General features: G+C 32.7%; 15 protein-coding genes. 11 read left to right on the top strand and 4 right to left on the bottom strand.

The genetic code is table 11. From position 1 onward, the window contains the following. The first annotated feature begins 66 nt into the window (after positions 1-66). The 7 genes from RM541_RS10850 to RM541_RS10820 all read left to right on the top strand — a co-directional run bounded on the left by RM541_RS10850 (position 67) and on the right by RM541_RS10820 (position 7,638). Positions 67-930 (top strand): ABC transporter permease, encoded by an 864-nt coding sequence (locus RM541_RS10850; RefSeq protein WP_311500172.1) that lies wholly within the window; start codon positions 67-69, stop codon positions 928-930. A 68-nt stretch (positions 931-998) separates the two neighbouring features. Next, a complete protein-coding gene (locus tag RM541_RS10845; RefSeq protein WP_311500171.1) occupies positions 999-2,282 on the top strand; it encodes an ABC transporter ATP-binding protein in 1,284 nt (427 codons plus the stop codon). Continuing rightward, entirely contained in the window at positions 2,283-2,993 is a 711-nt protein-coding gene (locus RM541_RS10840; protein WP_311500170.1) for a sulfotransferase family 2 domain-containing protein, read from the top strand. It begins immediately after the preceding gene. An 18-nt stretch (positions 2,994-3,011) separates the two neighbouring features. Further along, positions 3,012-3,983 (top strand): glycosyltransferase family A protein, encoded by a 972-nt coding sequence (locus tag RM541_RS10835; RefSeq protein WP_311500169.1) that lies wholly within the window; start codon positions 3,012-3,014, stop codon positions 3,981-3,983. Continuing rightward, positions 3,976-4,842, top strand: a complete 867-nt coding sequence (locus RM541_RS10830; RefSeq protein WP_311500168.1) for a glycosyltransferase — start codon at positions 3,976-3,978, stop codon at positions 4,840-4,842. Before RM541_RS10835 ends, RM541_RS10830 begins: the two co-directional genes overlap by 8 nt. Before the next feature lie 4 nt (positions 4,843-4,846). Continuing rightward, positions 4,847-6,691: an ATP-grasp fold amidoligase family protein gene (locus RM541_RS10825; RefSeq protein WP_311500167.1), complete on the top strand. Its 1,845-nt coding sequence runs from the start codon at positions 4,847-4,849 to the stop codon at positions 6,689-6,691. Beyond that, positions 6,688-7,638, top strand: a complete 951-nt coding sequence (locus RM541_RS10820) for a glycosyltransferase family 2 protein (protein ID WP_311500166.1) — start codon at positions 6,688-6,690, stop codon at positions 7,636-7,638. The genes RM541_RS10825 and RM541_RS10820 overlap by 4 nt, the downstream gene beginning before the upstream one ends. An 11-nt stretch (positions 7,639-7,649) precedes the next feature. On the opposite strand, the gene RM541_RS10815 is transcribed toward RM541_RS10820, so the two are convergent. Beyond that, a complete protein-coding gene (locus tag RM541_RS10815; protein WP_311500165.1) occupies positions 7,650-8,240 on the bottom strand; it encodes a class I SAM-dependent methyltransferase in 591 nt (196 codons plus the stop codon). A 211-nt stretch (positions 8,241-8,451) separates the two neighbouring features. Further along, positions 8,452-9,396, bottom strand: a complete 945-nt coding sequence (locus RM541_RS10810; RefSeq protein ID WP_311500164.1) for a beta-1,6-N-acetylglucosaminyltransferase — start codon at positions 9,394-9,396, stop codon at positions 8,452-8,454. A gap of 62 nt (positions 9,397-9,458) precedes the next feature. Here RM541_RS10810 and RM541_RS10805 point away from each other — a divergent pair, with 62 nt between their 5' ends. The 3 genes from RM541_RS10805 to RM541_RS10795 are packed head-to-tail and all read left to right on the top strand — an operon-like array spanning position 9,459 to position 12,516. Continuing rightward, a complete protein-coding gene (locus RM541_RS10805) occupies positions 9,459-10,463 on the top strand; it encodes a glycosyltransferase family 2 protein (protein ID WP_311500162.1) in 1,005 nt (334 codons plus the stop codon). Positions 10,464-10,465: 2 nt separating this feature from the next. Further along, on the top strand, positions 10,466-11,683 hold the full coding sequence (locus tag RM541_RS10800; RefSeq protein ID WP_311500161.1) for a glycosyltransferase family 4 protein: 1,218 nt from the start codon (positions 10,466-10,468) through the stop codon (positions 11,681-11,683). After that, the gene (locus RM541_RS10795; protein ID WP_311500160.1) at positions 11,680-12,516 is read left to right on the top strand and encodes a glycosyltransferase family 2 protein; all 837 of its coding nucleotides are present in this window, start codon (positions 11,680-11,682) and stop codon (positions 12,514-12,516) included. Before RM541_RS10800 ends, RM541_RS10795 begins: the two co-directional genes overlap by 4 nt. Here RM541_RS10795 and RM541_RS10790 read toward each other — a convergent pair. Beyond that, positions 12,506-13,225 (bottom strand): dolichyl-phosphate beta-glucosyltransferase, encoded by a 720-nt coding sequence (locus tag RM541_RS10790; protein WP_311500159.1) that lies wholly within the window; start codon positions 13,223-13,225, stop codon positions 12,506-12,508. The genes RM541_RS10795 and RM541_RS10790 overlap by 11 nt on opposite strands. Beyond that, complete coding sequence (locus RM541_RS10785; protein WP_311500158.1) at positions 13,207-13,965, bottom strand: class I SAM-dependent methyltransferase; 759 nt, start codon at positions 13,963-13,965, stop codon at positions 13,207-13,209. Before RM541_RS10785 ends, RM541_RS10790 begins: the two co-directional genes overlap by 19 nt. Positions 13,966-14,021: 56 nt before the next feature. Here RM541_RS10785 and wsfD point away from each other — a divergent pair, with 56 nt between their 5' ends. Next, positions 14,022-15,398 carry a glycan biosynthesis hexose transferase WsfD gene (gene wsfD, locus RM541_RS10780; RefSeq protein ID WP_311500157.1) on the top strand — a complete coding sequence of 459 codons (1,377 nt, stop codon included), beginning with the start codon at positions 14,022-14,024 and terminating at the stop codon, positions 15,396-15,398. Positions 15,399-15,419 lie beyond the last annotated feature (21 nt).

Genomic DNA, 15,419 nt, shown 5'->3' with positions numbered 1-15,419 from the left:
TAAAAAGATGAGCGAAGCGAATTTCTTTTTAATCTCTTTACCCTTCACTTCTCACTCTTCACTATCATGAGCGAAGCGAATAACAACGAATGGCTCTATGAAATCACTCCCAAGCGGAAGCTGATCGACCTTAATTTTAAGGAGATCTGGCGGTACCGGGATTTGCTGGTGCTGTTTGTGAAACGGGATATTGTCACCGTTTATAAGCAAACCATTCTTGGACCGCTGTGGTATTTCATTCAGCCGCTTTTTACTTCAATAATATTTACATTGGTATTTAATAATATAGCGAATATTCCCACTGGAACGGTTCCTCCTTTTCTGTTTAACCTGGCGGGGATCACGGCCTGGAATTATTTTAGTCAGTGTCTTACGGGAAGCTCAAATACATTTAGGAGCAATGCCGGACTTTTTGGTAAAGTGTATTTCCCGCGGGTGATCATGCCACTAAGTACAACGATCTCCAATCTGCTGAAGCTGGGAATACAGTTGCTGATATTTGTCATATTTTATTGCTACTTTTTATTTAAGGGGTACGAAATAAATCCGAATGCTAATCTGGTGCTTTTTCCTGCTTACGTCTTAATGATGGCGCTGATGGGATTGGGACTCGGGATGATTATTTCAGCTTTTACCACCAAATACAGGGATTTGACGGTTTTAGTTGGTTTTGCTACCTCTTTACTTATATACATCTCTGCAGTGCCATACCCTTTAAGTGAAGCTGTAAAGCAGCTGGGGGATTATGGTTGGGTAGTGGAATATAATCCGCTGACTAATATCATTGAAGGATTTAGGTATATGTTGCTGGATACCGGAGTTTTCTCCTGGGCGAGTCTTGGTTATACATTTTTAATTTCAGTGGTTTTATTTCTGGTGGGATTGATTATTTTTAACCGGACAGAGAAGAATTTTATTGATACGGTTTAATAAGTGAAGAGTGAAAAGTGAATAGTAAAATCTTTGTAGATGATAGGGGGAACTGACAACAGGGGAGAATGAGTGTAATACTAAAAGCAGAAAATATTTCGAAACAATACCGTTTAGGTACGGTGGGTACAGGTAGTTTGCAGCATGACCTAAATCGGTGGTGGCATCAAATAAGGGGAAAAGAGGATCCATATTTAAAAGTTGGTGGTATAAACGATAGAAGTGTTAAAGCCAATGAAGAGTATGTATGGGCTTTAAAGGATATAAATTTTGAAGTCAAACAGGGAGAAGTTCTGGGAATTATTGGGAAAAATGGGGCAGGAAAATCTACACTGCTAAAAATATTATCCAGAGTAACAGCTCCTACGACCGGCAGTATAAAAACCAGGGGCAGAATAGCGTCTTTACTGGAAGTAGGAACGGGCTTTCATGGAGAATTGACCGGAAGAGAAAACATTTTTATGAATGGCGCTGTTTTGGGAATGAGTAAAGCTGAAATTAAAGCTAAATTAGATGAGATCATCGCTTTTTCCGGTTGTGAAAAATATATAGATACTCCGGTAAAACGTTATAGTAGTGGGATGACGGTTAGGCTGGGGTTTGCAGTAGCTGCACATCTAGAGCCTGAGATCTTAGTGGTAGATGAGGTACTGGCGGTTGGTGATGCGGAATTTCAGAAAAAGGCGATTGGTAAAATGCAGGATCTTTCTACCGGAGAAGGTAGAACGGTGCTTTTTGTGAGTCATAACATGGTGTCGATACAGCAGTTATGTTCAAGGTGTGTTTTATTAGAAAATGGTAATACGATTTATGAAGGAGATGTCTATAAAGCAGTTACAAAATATCTCTTAAAGAAAGGAGAAAAACAGAATCTGAAGTCTTCCTTTCCAGTTAAGTTAAGAGATGCAATAATCCAAAATTTTTATATTACCAATTGTAAAGGAAGTAAAACTTCTGATTTGTTTGCAGGTTCATCATATGCCTTCACCATATGTTTAAAGAATGAATCAAAAAATAAAATAGAATTTAATGTTAGGCTCCAATTATTTGACGAGAGGGAAGAATTGATAACCACATTAAATACTTTTCACACCAATAACAGTCATCTGTCTGAACCTAATGAACAATTCGAATTGCAATGTATGATTAAAAAAATGGCATTAGTTCCAGGAAAATATTGTATAGGTATCGAGATACTGGATTTGATAAGTAGTAAAGTTTTATTTGAACATGAAAAGTTTGAAAATATAAAGGTTAATGAAGGTGATTTTTTTAACAGCGGAAGAACACCATCTACAAAAAACCTTGGTAAATTCTTCACAGAGTACTCGTGGCAGAAAAACGAACTATAAATGATTTCCCATAAACATAAATGTATATTTATTCATATATCGAAATGTGCTGGATCCAGCGTGGAAACTGCTTTTGGTATAGACATAATGGATAATACAGAAAAGAATAACGTTAATCTCTTTGGGTGGAACCAAGAACATAAACTTTTTTTACAACATGCTACTCCTCAACAGTTATTGAATTACAATTTTATCGATAGAAACACCTGGGATAGTTACTACAAGTTTATAATTGTCAGAAACCCCTGGGATCGTGCTTTTTCTGATTACACCTGGTTATGTAGGGAGCAGAAAATTCAGGATAGCTTTTTTAACTTTCTTCATAAACAAGAAAAATTCAAAAAAGTTCTAAATGAAAAAAATAAAAGTTTCTTTAGAGGAGATCATTTAAATAGCCAAATAAGTTATTTTTTCTTAAATGGCGAAGAAATAAAATTTGACAAGGTCATACGCTTTGAGAATTTAGAGAATGAGCTGCCAGTTTTGGCAAAAAGGATGGGACTAAATCCTTCTGTTTTTAATCGGAAAGTAAATGCTTTAAAAAGAAAAATAAATCATTACTCGAGATTCTACAGTGAAAAGAGAAAAAAACTAATAGAAAAAAAATATCCTTTAGATATTGAATTCTTGGATTATTACTTTGAGGATAAAAGAAGAAGATCAGATTACTTGAGATTTAAATTTAAATCTTCCTATTCTTTTGCGGAGTAAAAAAATCATCAGAAGAGGATGAAAAATACATTAGTTTCCATTATTGTCCCAAATTACAATCACTCCCAGTTTTTGAAATTGAGGTTGCGCAGTGTTTTCAATCAGACCTATCAAAATTTTGAAGTTATTTTACTGGACGATTCCAGTTCAGATGGGAGTATGGATATTTTATTGGATTATAGAAGTCATCCGAAAGTTAGCCATTGTATCTTTAACGAAGATAACTCCGGCAGTACTTTTAAACAATGGAGCAAAGGAATAGGCCTGGCGAAAGGTGAGTTCGTGTGGATAGCAGAATCTGATGATTATTGTGAAGTAACTTTTCTGGAGAAACTTTTGAAGCTTCATTCTGCCGACTCGGGTATAGCTTTATCTTTTTGCCAATCTCACCGGATGAATGCTGACGGTAAAGTCACAGGGAACTGGATCACCCATACCTCGAAATATGAAGAAAATATATTCAGGGGAAACTTTAAAATGAATGGGAGTGAATTTATTGAAAAGTATTTAATCCACAAGAATGTGATTCCCAATGTAAGTGCAGTGCTCTTTAAGAAGGAGGAGTTAATAAAAATAACTCCTCTGGTTTTTAATCCATTTATGAAGTATAATGCCGATTGGGTTTATTACGTTCAGCTTCTTTGCAACTCAAAAGTTGCTTTTTTGGCTGAAACTTTGAATTTTTTCAGGTATCATGAGAGCAGTGTGATTGCTAAGGCAGGCGGAGAAAGTGGTTGGTTAAGAATCTTTAAAATGGAATTAGAGACTCGAGCAGAAATGCTGGGTTTTATAAAGAAGTGCAATCCAGGCAATTATAAAAGAATAAAAGATCAAGCTAAAATAGGTAATAACCGTTTATATTGGTTAATTGCTAAAAGTTTTATCAATAGGGGAAGTTATTTAAGAGGGTTGGGCGTGGTTTGGAATAAACCACGAACACTTAAAAAGATAGTAAAGCATACTGTTTTAAGGATTATGCGAGATGATTGAATTCTCTATTATTGTCTGCTCCAGGAGAGCCTCTCTCTTAAAGGCCTTAGAATCTAATATAAAGGATACCATTGGTTGTCCATACGAATTAATAGTTCTGGATAACTCCAAAAATAAATATTCTATTTTTAGCGCATATAATGTGGGCATCGAAAAGAGCAAAGGTGGTATTTTATGTTTCGTTCATGAGGACGTACTTTTCCATACCCGTGATTGGGGAGGAAAGCTGAAAAATATTTTTTCTCAAAATCTTCAAGTTGGAATAGTGGGAATAGCAGGGAGTAAGATTATCTCTGATATAGCGTCAGGATGGTGGGAACAACCATCTAAAACTTTAGTCAAAAACGTACTACAACATAGGCCCGATGGAAGAGTGGAACATTTAAAAGGTGGTTTTGAAGATGGTAATGAAGAAGAAGTCGCGGTTATCGATGGAGTGTTTATGTGTTTAAGGAGAGATGGCCAAATTAAATTCAATGAAAATCTGGAGGGATTCCATAATTATGATCAAAGTATCTGCCTCGATTATTTAAGGCAAGGCTACAGAATTGTGGTTACAAATAAGATACTTTTAGAGCATTTTTCAAACGGTACGATAGATAGTCGATGGTTAAATGCTACTTATAACTTCTACAAATTGTATAAACAACATCTTCCAAAAATCATCGGAGATGCCGAGTTAGGGGATAGTGAAAGAGGACAGCAAATTTCCCATTTCATTTTTCATTGTAAAAATACTGGAAATGCAAAACTTGCTTTTAAGTTCTGGTTGAAATTATTCAAAATAAAACCTTTAAATCCCGAGCATCAAAACCATTTCCGTTATTTTCTAAATTTTTTAAGAACAAAACTGGGTTGAAATAATGCAATTAGCTATCGTAATCCCATATTTTAAAAAGCAATACTTCCTAGAATGTATAGAATCTTTAGCGGTACAAACAAACAAGAATTTCACAGTTTATATTGGTGACGATGCTTCTCCTGAAGAACCATTGGAAATCATAAAAGGCTTTGAAGGTTCTTTGAATATCTTTTATCATAGGTTTAGTGAAAATCTTGGTGGTACTTCCTTAACAGGACAATGGCATCGATGTATCAATTTGTCGGCGGGGGAAAGATGGCTTATGATTCTCGGGGACGATGATTATATTAGCGAGAATTATGTTGAGGAGTTCTATAAGAACTTAAAAGAAGTTGAGGAAAGAAATATTAAAGTAGTACGTTTTGCGTCTAGGGTTGTTCGTAGTCCTTCTGGGGATATATCAAGGAGATTTGAACATCCGAAAATAGAAAAGTCTACCAATTTTGTTTATCGAAGATATTTTGAAGGATCAAGAGGGTCCTTGACTGAGCAAATATTTAGAAGGGATATGTTCTTGAAATACGGTTTTTCTGATATTCCTCTAGGTTGGGGCTCAGATATTCTTGCATGGATGCAGTTTAGTGAATTCGGCAATAACTTCAGTATTAATACTGCCACTGCTTTTTTTAGAATTTCTGATTATAATATTTCGAGAGGTGGTTATCTGGAAGAACAAAAAATGAATGCAAGAATCATTTTTTTTTCTCATTATCTACTTGCTAATTTAGAAGCTTTCGAGCCTGCACAAAAAATTAGGTTTATCAAGCTTTTTGAAGAAATTTTATATAAACAAGGGAAGTTGTCAATTAAATACTGGATACAATTATCCAAGCTTCTACTAAAGGGTGGTAAACCTATTCAGTTTTTAAAATTCAATAGAAGAGTATTTTTATACGTCGTCAAGAACCATAATTCATTTACTATTATTGACCTGGTTAATGATATTTTTTTCAAAATCCGGTTGCAATTATACCGGTTTAAAAGGAGTATTTTCCGGCAATTGGAAACCTGGAGAAAAACTGAATTTGAAAGAAGAATTTGGAAAAGACAACAGCTATTTTTTGGCAGCGATTTGAAGAAGGAACTAAGTGATTTTAGATTTTATAGAAATGATGATTTCGAAACCTGGAAGAATTCGACTATATGGCAACATAGATTAGAGAACAAATTAAATGCGAAAGAATTTGCTTTAAAAGCTGGAGCCAAGGTTGCCAAAAAAATATGGAGTGGTTGCAAAGAAGATTTTCAGAAACTTGATTTATTAACTCTGCCTGAAAACTTTATTATAAAACCTGTAAGGGGAGAAGCAAGTAAAGATGTTTTTCTTATAAGAGGTGGTTACAATTTATTTGATAAGAAAAAATATAGCATAAGCGATCTTGAAAAAGCTGTGCACGATTTATTTATGGTCAAGAGGATTTCAGAAATAGTGATTGAAGAATTTCTTCCAAATGAAAGTGGCGAAATACTTGTTCCTAATGATTATAGGTTTTACACGTTTAATGGAAATATCCTTTTTATTCAATTAGACAAGCGAAAATCTTTTGAAAAAGAACAAGTCTCTTTCTATGATGAAAATTGGAACCTTATAAAGGAAAAGGTAGTCATAGATGCCGTTACAAATAAATCTGATGATGCGCCAGCTTGTTTATCAGAAATGGTAATACAGGCAAAAAAATTAAGCAAACACTATAAGATCTTTGGCCGCATTGATTTTTATGCCACACAGAAAGGAGCCGTTTTTGGGGAATTTACACCTACACCACGCAGAGGAAAGTCTTTAACTAAATTTGGAAATAAGAAATTAATCGATGCGTGGAACACCTATTGCACAGGAATGATATGAAAATTAAAGAAAGTGTTTCTATAATTATTCCAGTTTATAACCGAGCATATTTAATAGGAGAAACATTGGAGTCTATTCTCAGTCAAGCATATCACAACTGGGAATGTCTTGTAGTAGATGACGGTTCTACTGATGGTACCTTAGAGGTGCTTAAGAGCTATCATAAGAAAGATGAAAGAATAAAATATTATACGCGTCCTGATAGATTACCTAAAGGAGCGAATAGTTGTAGGAATTTTGGATTTGAGAAATCTACTGGAGATTATATAATATGGTTTGACAGTGATGATCTCATGACGCCAGATCATATCTCTTCAAAATTAGATTTTATAATTAAAAATGATCTTGATTTTGTGGTCGCCAAAACACAAAATTTTCAGGCTGATAAAATGCTCGAAGCCTATACCTACGAGAAAAAAGAATATGGAATAAAAGCTTCAGATTTTATCTTACTAAAGATTCACTGGTACACTTATGATGTAATGCTTAAAAGAAAGGTTGCAGAGCAAATAAACTGGAATGAAAGAATGAGATCCTGGCAGGATTATAATTACTTCTGTAAAATGTTATTTATTACGGAAAATGGCGATTATTTAGAGAAGATTTTAACTCATAGGAGGCTCCATAAAAAATCAATTCAAACAGTACTCACAAAAAATGAAGGACATTTTAAAAAGGAATTAATAGAAAATAGATACCATACCTTCAGAGATCTGGAAAATAAAATAGGCCAGAATACAAAAACGGAACTTATCTATGGATTAATGAATTTGAGTTATGAGATTCGTAAATTGCATAATCGATCAGATGTTATAATAAGAATTTTCCCCATTGTCAAAGAATATTTAGGGAAGGTTTCATTGTTCTATTTTAAAGCTTCCTTAGTTGTTGTTTCGAAATTTGGTAAAGGTTTTTTTCTTTTGGAAAAAGCAAAATCGAGAAAATAATTATTTAAGAATTACCTTTTATAACATAAATAGATAGATTCTTTTTCAGGAAAACCATGCTTAAATTTTTCCTCTGCTGTAAACTGGTCTGTGTAACGTATATCATGCACTTCAAATCCTGCTTTCTTAAGTCTTTCCGGATAATCAATCCCGTACCACCTTACATGGTCTAACTGCCCAAATGCCTGATATCGTTCATCTGGAGTAGTTTTAGTGGGATCTTCATAAGTTTTATCCCTGTGAAAATCTATTGGCACCTGGAATATTCCCCAACCACCTATTTTCATAACGCGATATAATTCAGCCATAGCCACTTCATCTTCCATAATATGCTCCAATACATGATTGCATAAAATGACATCAAAAAAGTTATCTTCAAAATGAAGGTTTGTGATATTGACTTTATAAATATTAGTTTTTCTATAAAATTTATAGTTTTCTGGCTCAAGATCACCTGGATAATAATTTAGATGCTCCATTTTAGATAAAATATCATAAAAGGCTTTTTCAGGAGCAAAGTGTAAAATATTTCTTGAATCTTTACTCGAAAACAATTCTGTATTATTAATCAAATAGTGGTATAAAAGCCTATGCCTCTTCATAGAAATGCAATTGGTACATTTTTCATTAGTAACATTTTTAAAAGGTTCGAATATTCTATATGAATGTCCACATATGAGGCATTTTACATTATTCCCTGCATATTTCTTTTCAAGTCTTCTTTTCTTTTTGAATTTACGGAGTAATACATATTGATATTTGAACTCTTCCGGTAAAATTGATTTTATGAATTCTCTAATTTTTCCCATAATGTTACTGAAGTAATTTTTTATCGATGGCATCCAATATTTCTGAATCCAGCTTTATATCAAACTTTCTGGCAAATAAATAATTTTTGGAAGCTTTTTGAAGTTCATTAAAATCCTGCTCTTCAAAAGTTACCGGTAAAGGAGTTTCAGGTCTTTCCCAGTTCACATAAGTGAATGATTTTTCAATAGAAATTTTTTCTGTTTTTTCCTCCTGAAGTTGCATAAGAATACTATGGAAAAATATTTCATCTGGTAATAGGCTATATTTATGATATTCTAAATAATCCAAATGTTTATCTACATAATTTAGAATTTGAATAGTCGTTTCCATAGTAAGTGCCCACCACTGGCTACCACCATATGCTTTTAAATAGTTTGGGAATTTCCGTTTTTTTAAAACCAGACTCATTTCTTGAAACCTTCGGTTTTTTCTTAGAAAATTTAGTTTTCCAAATGTTTCAAGACTATAAAATTCCTTGTCAAAGATGGAGGGTAATTGAAGAAAGTGCTTTCGTTTTTTAGATTTAATGATCTTGTATTTTTCAAGCCGGTCCATTCCACCATATTTCCATCCAAAATGTGGCATGGGATATACAGTTAGAAATTCTGTAGGGAATTTTTCTTTGAGAAGATCTTTTATCTTTTGCCTGGATACAAGTGGATAATCCTGTCCGCTTAAAAGTATGCAATATCCTTTTTTAGTATTCCGGGATATTTCCTGCATACCGTAAAGCGTAGCTTTTACTATTCCTATGTCTCCCCAGGTGCCTTTATATCTTTTATTTAAAAAATAAATATTGGGTAGTAGGAGCACCTGTTTGAATTCATCAATACTGGCCTGTAAATCTATATGGATATAAAAACTGGTTTCCTCACTCTCAAGGCTTAAAATTAACCTTTTAACCTGTAGCGGGTTTTTATGAGCAAGTATGAGATAATTCAATTCCATTAGGGAGCACTAATTGTTTATTATATCTTTACTAAAGATAAATTTTCTTGCTTCAAATTTAAATGGATCTACCTTTAATATCAATAATACTTCCGGTTTATAATGGAGAGTTTTTTTTAAATGAGGCTATTGCCAGTTGTTTAGATCAAACCTATTCAAATATTGAATTAATTATTGTAAATGATGCTTCTACCGATGCTAGTTTTAACATAGCAATAAAGTGGGCATTAAATGATTCCAGAATACAAATTATTACCAATGAAAAGAATTTAAAACTACCTGCATCGCTAAATATGGGGCACCGTAAAGCTAATGGTAAATATGTTACGTGGACCTCACATGATAATATTTATAATAAATGTGCAATTGAGTGTTTATTCAATGCTCTTATAAAGTATGATTGTGATGTCATTTATTCAGAATACTTACATATAAATGAAGAGGGCACTCTTACCGGTCAATCTCATCTTAAGGAAATTGAGTATCTTTTTTTCTACGGAGTGATAGGTGCTTGCTTTCTATACAAAATTGAGGTTTTTAATCAAAATGCAGGCTATGACGAAGACTTATTTATGGTTGAAGATTATGATTTTTGGTTAAGAGCCCTAAAGCATAGCAGGTTTAAAAAAATTGATAATCCCGGAATTTATTCTTATCGATATCATTCAGCAAGTCTTACAAACGCACGATTAATGAATGATACTAAAAAGAAGTTGTTTTATCAAAACCTGGAAAAAACCTATAAAACATTTTTTATCAAGGTTTCAGAAAATGAATTATTACTACAGTATTTTCTAGGAGAAAATAGAAATTCTCCAGACGTTAAAACTTTGCCTTTAGAGATTTCTTTTTTTAAGAAACTATCTTTAATTACAGACGAATGTCAAGATATCAATTTTATAAAACTCAAGCGGATTATAGTTAATGATTTAATTGATTTTATATTGCATGAAAGAAAGTTCCAAAATTTAAAAGTTTTTTACCAATTGCATAAAATTGGTTTTAGAGAATTACTTCGCTTACCAATCGAGAGATATTTAGCTTTAATTAAAAAAAGTCTCTTTTAAGGATGAAACAAATACTTTTTCGAATTAGACAATTCCCCCACCTCTCTGAAACATTTGTTTTAGCACAGATGATAACTGCAAAAAAAGCAGGATTTGAAGTTACAATTCTTATTGATGAACTCTTAAGTTTTCAAGAAAGCACACATGAAGAAACTATACTAAAACATCAATTTGATAAACGCATCGTTTTTGAAGATTATAGAATTCAATCCAATAAATTTATCAGGCTTTTTAAGGCAGCATTTATTTTACTCAAACACTTTAAGAATATAAAAAAGCTTATAAAGTTTTTATCACTTAAAAAGAAATTTAGCCTAACCTGGATCTATCAGTTTAATTTTTATAAAAAATTTGAGAATTTTGATGTATATCATATTCAATACGGTACTTCTTCCAAACCGTTTGATATCTTAAAAAAAGCTGGACTTCTAAAAGGAAAGCTAATTGTAAGTTTTCACGGGCATGATGCCTTCTTTCCTATTAATGGTTTTATACCTAATAACGGCTATTATAAGCATCTTTTTCAAGGGGATAATTTAATCGTGGCGAATACACCTTATCTGGCGGGAATTATACGCTCACTTGGGTGTCCCGATAAAAATCTTAGAGTTGTTCCTGTGGGTGTGGATACCCATTATTTTATGCCTACAGATTCGAAGAAAAGTTCAGACAGACTGAGGCTTATTACAGTGGGGAGACTAGACCCTATCAAGGGGCATGAATTTGCAATTGAAGCCGTAAATAAAATTAAGAATAAGGGATATAAAATTAAATTATTAATAATTGGCGAAGGAGATCATAGGGAGCTACTGGAAAATAAGATTCAAAACTTACAATTGGAAGAAGATATACAGCTACTGGGAAGAAGAAATCAGGAAGCTGTTAAATATTATTTACAGCAAAGCGATGTTTTTTTATTTACATCGGTACCTTTAAAGGACGGAAGAAGAGAAACCCAGGGTTTGGCAACTTTAGAAGCACAGGCCTGTGGATTACCGGTAGTAGCTTTTAATTCCGGAGGAATTAAATATACCTTTAGAAATGGGGAAAATGGATTTTTATGCAAGGAATTTGATGTAGATTGTTTAGTAAAAAATATTGAATTACTTTTTGAAAAAAAAATAAGAATTGAAATGGGTAAAAGAAGTAGAGTCAACGTTCAAAAATTTTCTCTAAAGAACATTGAATATCAATGGGCTCAAATATATAATGAACTATGACCAAGCCTTTAGTTTCAATAATTATACCTTGCTACAATAACTGGGAAAACATCGAGGAAGCCGTTGATTCGGCTTTAGCTCAGGATTATCCAAATACTGAGATCATAATAATTGATGATGGCTCTAATGATAAGACTAAGGCTATTTTACAAAAAATAGAGCCAAAAATTTCCAAGCTGATCACCCAGGAAAATAAAGGTGCTAGTAAGGCCAGAAATGTAGGGATTGCTCAAGCTTCGGGGAAATATATTCTGCCCTTAGATAGTGATGATTATTTTGAATGCAGCTTCTGCAGTAAGGCAATAGAAATAATTGAAAATGATGAAAAAATAAAGTTAGTGACCTGTTATATTAGAAGGTTCGGAAAAAATATTCAGGATTTTATCCTAAAGTATCCTGATTCAGAACTAAAGGATTTTCTAAAATATAATCATGCCATTGGGAACTCCCTTTTTAGAAAGACTGAATGTGAGAAAGTTGGTGGTTACGATGAAAAAATGAAAAAGGGTTATGAAGACTGGGAATTCTTTATTCGTCTTCTTTCGAATGGAGGTAAATCAATTTGTATAAAAGAACAATTATTTCATTATAGGTTAAGAGAGAGTTCTAATACTGCGACTGCCAATAGAAATAAATATGATCTTTTAAAATATATATACTTAAAACATAAGGATTTATATGTTAGACATTATGAGTTGTTAATAGATCATAATCTGGAAAGATTAAAATTCGTAGAAAATTCAGAAAAAAGAATTTATAAAAAACCAGAGTATAGGATTGGAGAATATATACTGTGGCCAATAAGAGGGATTAGAAAAATTTTCACATTCTAGACTTTATTTTTAATAACTCAATTGGAACTCTAAGGATATCCACCAATCGTATTTTAGAATCTAGTTGCTCACTCCATTTTCGTAAGGGGACTTCAAGAAGTTTATTTTCATAAATTTCATGTTGTTCATTTTTGAGCCTGTACAATAATTCCAGGTCAAAGATCCATTTGGATATAAACTGTTCTCTGAATAAGAATTGCGTAGTCTCAACTTTAAAAAATTTCGCTCCGCATTGAGAATCATAAGCCCTGATCTTTAATGTTGTACTGGCGATAGTGGCAAATACTCTACCCATATAGTGCCTGGGCAACCTTCTATGAATATGAGTGCCAAGCCTTTTTACCCGGGAACCGATCACGACTTCATATCCCTCATCAAAGGAGGCTAGCAAATAAGGAATTTCCTCTAAGGGTGTAGCAAGATCAGCATCTAAATAACCTATAATTTCAAAGTATCCGGTATCTACCATCTTTAAAAACCCCTGCCTGATAGCCTCTCCTTTGCCGGAGTTTATTTCCAGGTTTATAAGCGTCACTTTTTTATTAGCTTTTCTCTTGAATTCAGTGATTAATTTAGCAGTGTCATCCTTACTTCCGTCATTTACAAAGCAGAAATGATAAGAATTATTAATGATAAAATTTAAAAATTTTGAAGAGTCCAGTCTCTGCTCTTCATTATAGCACGGAATGATTATACAGGTTTTTTGCATACGATATAATTGGAAAGTCCTGGAAGTCTTATCCCCATCTTTTTTAGACCTTTTTGAATTTTATAATCGCCGATCAGTATATTTTTAATTAGATGGGTCAGGAAGGGATTTCCATTCCAATTCCCAACATCGGTGCCGTTCTTATATCGTTGAACCCCTGTAATTTTTTCTTTCTGAACCGATAAGAAACGTGGTGCTAAAAGACTTAGGAAAAAATACCCATTTTCAATTTCCCTAAGATCACATTTTTTTACCAATCTTAGCAGGGTTTTATTCGTATATCTTCTATAGTGTCTTAAATAAGTATCGTGGGAAAAAAACAGTTTTTGATAAGCGGGAACCGTGATAATAAAGATGGTATTTTTATCTATATATTTACTAAAGCTTAGGCTTTTTAAAAAATTCTCGTCATTTTCAATATGTTCCAGTACATCCATAAGGAAAACCAGGTCGAAGCTAAGATTATTTGGAAGCTTATTAATTGAATTAAAAATTTTTATGTCCGTCTTTCTATGTGCTTCGATAAATTCTTCAGAAAAGGCAATATCTACAGCATAGCAGGTAGACTTTGGTTCCAGTTCTTTGAACTTTTGAATAAAAAAAAGATCGCCACATCCAAGATCAAGGATATTTAAATTGCGATTAGTTATATAAAATTTAGATAAATCCCTCACCACTTCAAATCGTGCAAGTTCCCAGGGATGTCTTTTATTTGAATTACCTTTCTCTAACAGGTCCATGTTTCAAATAAACGAAATATCTTTAAAACCTGATTTAAATTTTAAAACTGTCTCAATTGAAAATAAAAAGATTTCCCCATTTTGTTAGAGATCATAATTTGAACCTCATTGCGACTTTATTATTCTTTTTTTTTATATTCTACTTGCTCTTTATATATGAGATAGGACTTGCAGATAGTGCCGACTTTAGTAGGGTTATAGATAGATTAGGATTAGGCAGGCCTTTTTCAGATGCTTCCCAGAACTTTTTCAATTATTTTAATTTAGAATATCCGATTATTTCAGACCAATCTATCCCTCTTGATTTTAGTCAGTTAATTGGCTCCCTGGCTTTATTTTTAAATAAAATTTTCTATTCACAAACGAATTTTAGTATTTATTTTCTCTCGGGTATTTATTTGCTACTATACACTTCTGGATATTTTCTATTATTAAGAAACACTACACATTATTTTAAAAAGAAAGGTGCCCGTGTAGGCTTTATGCTTTTTGCCGGGCTTTTATTTTCAGACATTTTGTTTATTAGTTATTTCAATAGTTTTTATCAGGAAAGCATATTTTTAATTTCCTTATTATTTGTTTTAGCATTGAGTTTAGCAAGAAAACTCAATTATAACTTTTTATTCATAGCTCTCTTAGTTTTAAGCCTAAGTAAAATGCAAAATCTGGTTTTTATTTTGTTACCCATTGGACTGGTAGCTCACAGATGGCAAAAGCTTAATAGGACTTTATTATTAATTTCGTTCTTGGTATTTAGTTCAATGATATTCTTACAACTAAAAACGCAGCAAAAGACGAATGAGGCAAATATCTATGAGGCTGTTTTTCTAGGAGTATTGCTAAAAGCAGATTTAGAGTCACAAAAAAAACTTCTATCCGATTTCAATTTAAATGATCTAAATTACTTAAAGAATGTTGGCCGCGGTTATTGGAGACAAGGGAATGAACTATATGATTATGGTCTTGCAGAAGATTTTTATGGCCGAATAAGTAATTTTACAGTGTTGCAAATGTATTTTGAGAATCCGAAACTATTCTTTAAAACAGGTCTCGAAGGATTAAAGGTTTTAGCAGTCAGTTCTGCACAACCGGAACATCTTGGGAATTTGAGCCGGGAAGATTCGGTAGATGGTAAAAAAATCAGGGTTTTAAGTTTATTAGGTAAAATTTTACATTTAATTCTATGGCCGATCTACATTTTAATTTCCATCTTTTACGTGGCTTTTATTAAAAGTGAGAATGCTGAAAATAAGCTAATGTTTCATTTGCTATATTATATCCCTCTTGTATTTTGCGCTAATTTTATTAGTGGAGGCATAAATGATTTTATAAAACACAACCTGTCCTTATATTTTATGATTTGTTGTTTACTGCTTATTTTTTATATCAGTTTAAACAATAAATTAAAAAAAGATGAAATAGTACATTCTTAATTTATTGAAATTTAATTTCAA

Origin of the sequence: Autumnicola psychrophila (assembly GCF_031846645.1) — a bacterium.
Taxonomy (GTDB): Bacteria; Bacteroidota; Bacteroidia; order Flavobacteriales; family Flavobacteriaceae; genus Autumnicola; species Autumnicola psychrophila.
The sequence above is the reverse complement of the archived record's forward strand: the minus strand, read 5'-3'. Positions and strand labels throughout refer to the sequence as shown.

Excerpts from the sequence above, each read along its gene's own strand:
- RM541_RS10845 (WP_311500171.1), top strand. The coding sequence starts at position 999 with ATGAGTGTAATACTAAAAGCAGAAAATATTTCGAAACAATACCGTTTA.
- RM541_RS10815 (WP_311500165.1), bottom strand. The coding sequence starts at position 8,240 with ATGAAGAGGCATAGGCTTTTATACCACTATTTGATTAATAATACAGAA.
- RM541_RS10785 (WP_311500158.1), bottom strand. The coding sequence starts at position 13,965 with ATGGACCTGTTAGAGAAAGGTAATTCAAATAAAAGACATCCCTGGGAA.
- RM541_RS10825 (WP_311500167.1), top strand. The coding sequence starts at position 4,847 with ATGCAATTAGCTATCGTAATCCCATATTTTAAAAAGCAATACTTCCTA.
- RM541_RS10820 (WP_311500166.1), top strand. The coding sequence starts at position 6,688 with ATGAAAATTAAAGAAAGTGTTTCTATAATTATTCCAGTTTATAACCGA.
- RM541_RS10840 (WP_311500170.1), top strand. The coding sequence starts at position 2,283 with ATGATTTCCCATAAACATAAATGTATATTTATTCATATATCGAAATGT.
- RM541_RS10795 (WP_311500160.1), top strand. The coding sequence starts at position 11,680 with ATGACCAAGCCTTTAGTTTCAATAATTATACCTTGCTACAATAACTGG.
- RM541_RS10830 (WP_311500168.1), top strand. The coding sequence starts at position 3,976 with ATGATTGAATTCTCTATTATTGTCTGCTCCAGGAGAGCCTCTCTCTTA.
- RM541_RS10850 (WP_311500172.1), top strand. The coding sequence starts at position 67 with ATGAGCGAAGCGAATAACAACGAATGGCTCTATGAAATCACTCCCAAG.
- RM541_RS10810 (WP_311500164.1), bottom strand. The coding sequence starts at position 9,396 with ATGGAATTGAATTATCTCATACTTGCTCATAAAAACCCGCTACAGGTT.
- RM541_RS10790 (WP_311500159.1), bottom strand. The coding sequence starts at position 13,225 with ATGCAAAAAACCTGTATAATCATTCCGTGCTATAATGAAGAGCAGAGA.
- RM541_RS10805 (WP_311500162.1), top strand. The coding sequence starts at position 9,459 with ATGGATCTACCTTTAATATCAATAATACTTCCGGTTTATAATGGAGAG.
- RM541_RS10835 (WP_311500169.1), top strand. The coding sequence starts at position 3,012 with ATGAAAAATACATTAGTTTCCATTATTGTCCCAAATTACAATCACTCC.
- RM541_RS10800 (WP_311500161.1), top strand. The coding sequence starts at position 10,466 with ATGAAACAAATACTTTTTCGAATTAGACAATTCCCCCACCTCTCTGAA.